The organism is Catenulispora pinisilvae (assembly GCF_015356865.1).
In the GTDB taxonomy this organism is placed as follows: Bacteria; Actinomycetota; Actinomycetes; order Streptomycetales; family Catenulisporaceae; genus Catenulispora; species Catenulispora pinisilvae.
Genome location: NZ_JAAFZA010000483.1, coordinates 1 through 1,769 on the forward strand (window position 1 = coordinate 1; position 1,769 = coordinate 1,769).

Below are 1,769 nucleotides of genomic sequence, written 5' to 3' on the forward strand. Positions count from 1 at the left end.
CTTGGGGTGCTTGGCCTGCTTGGGGTGCTTGGCCTGCTTGGGGTGCTTGGCCTGCTTGGGGTGCTTGGCCTGCTTGGGGTGCTTGGCCTGCTTGGGGTGCTTGGCCAGCCTGAGGTGCTTGAGCAGGCTGGGGCGCTTGGGCGACCTGGTCGCCTGATATCGGCGGTACCGGCGCCGGTGTCGATATCGGTAGCGGTGTCGATATCGGTGTCGGCTGTGCCATCCGCTGTCCCCCGTTCGCCTCGGGCGCCTCGCTTGGCGATGTCGACATCTGCGAAGCTCTGGCGCCGTCCTTGTCAGGATTGCCCATGCCCGGACAGTAGCCCCGAGGTCTAGCGTCGCGACAGGCCCTCGCGGAAAGGATCGATGCCGGTGTCGGTGCCAATGAAAGGCGCGGGCGCGCCGGTCGAGCACGTGGAGGTGCGGCGCGGCGAGTACCACGACTCGGTGACGCTGATGCTCGCGGGCCGGGCGGTCGCCGGGGTGGCCGGGGTGGAGCGGGTGCTGGTGGCGATGGCGACGGAGCTGAATGTCGCCTTGCTCGCCGAGTTGGGGTATCCGGCGCTGGAGTCGGTCGGGCCGGGCGATCTGGTGATCGCTTTCAGCTGCCGCGCGGATTCTGACGCACCCGGCGGTGCTGGTTCCGCCGCAGCCGGTGAACTCGCCGAAGCCGGTGAATCCGCCGAAGACGCAGCACTCGAAGCCCTGACCAGCGCTCTCACAGCGGCGTCGCAGCCCGGTGGCTCCATCACAGCACCCGGACATGCGTACCCTGACCAGCCCACACCCCGCACGACGGCCACCGCACTAGGCCGAACGAGTGCACCCATCACCCTGATTTCCACCCCCGGCCTTGCCGCCGTCGCGGAAGCCATGGAATCATTGGAATACGGCGCATCGCCGATTATTTTCAGCGATAACATCCCAATACATCATGAGGTACGCCTCAAAGAAGAGGCCCGACGACGCGGCCTGCTGGTCATGGGGCCCGACTGCGGCACCGTCGTCCTCCACGGAACCGGCCTGGCCTTCGCGAACGTCACCGAACCAGGCCCGATCAGCCTCGTAGCAGCCTCGGGCACCGGCGCCCAGGAACTGATGGCCCTCCTCGACGCGGCAGGCACCGGCATCCGCCACTGCCTGGGCGTCGGCGGCCGGGACCTGACCCGCGAAGTGGCGGGCCGCTCAACCCTGGCCGCACTGACAGCACTCGCCGACGACCCAGAAACAGAACTCATCGCGGTGGTCTCCAAACCACCACACCCAGCCATCGCCGCCCGCATCGAGGCGCACGCGGCAACACTCGGCAAACCGGTCCACTTCGCCTTCGTGGGCCCCGGCCAACCGACGCTGACCGACTCGGCGGAGCGGATCCTCGCCGCACTCGGCCAGCGGGCCCCGGCGGTTTGGCCGCACTGGGCCCCGGCACCGGCACGGGCACCGGGCGACGAGGCGAACACTCGCCGCGCGCCCGGGATCCGCGGGCTGTTCAGCGGCGGGACGTTGCGCGCTGAGGCGGAGGTGGTGCTGGCGCGTGCGCAGCCAAGTTCCAGCTCCGCCTTCACCTTCGACCTCACCGACTTCGGCGACGACGCCTACACCCGCGGCCGTCCGCACCCCATGATCGACAACACCCTGCGGTTGCGTGCGATCACGGACGCGGCTGCGGATGCCGCCGTCGGCGTGGTGCTGCTGGATGTGGTGCTGGGGCGGGGTGCGCATGCGGACCCGGGGGGCGAGATCGCTGCGGCGGTTGCGGGGTTGCGGGG

1 protein-coding gene is annotated in these 1,769 nt (G+C 69.6%); it reads left to right on the plus strand.

Going from position 1 to position 1,769, the window contains the following annotated elements; translation table 11 throughout:
* Window positions 1–372 precede the first annotated feature (372 nt).
* A partial coding sequence (locus IZR01_RS53945) for a hypothetical protein (RefSeq protein ID WP_323747328.1) occupies window positions 373–1,769 on the plus strand: 1,397 nt, incomplete at its 3' end.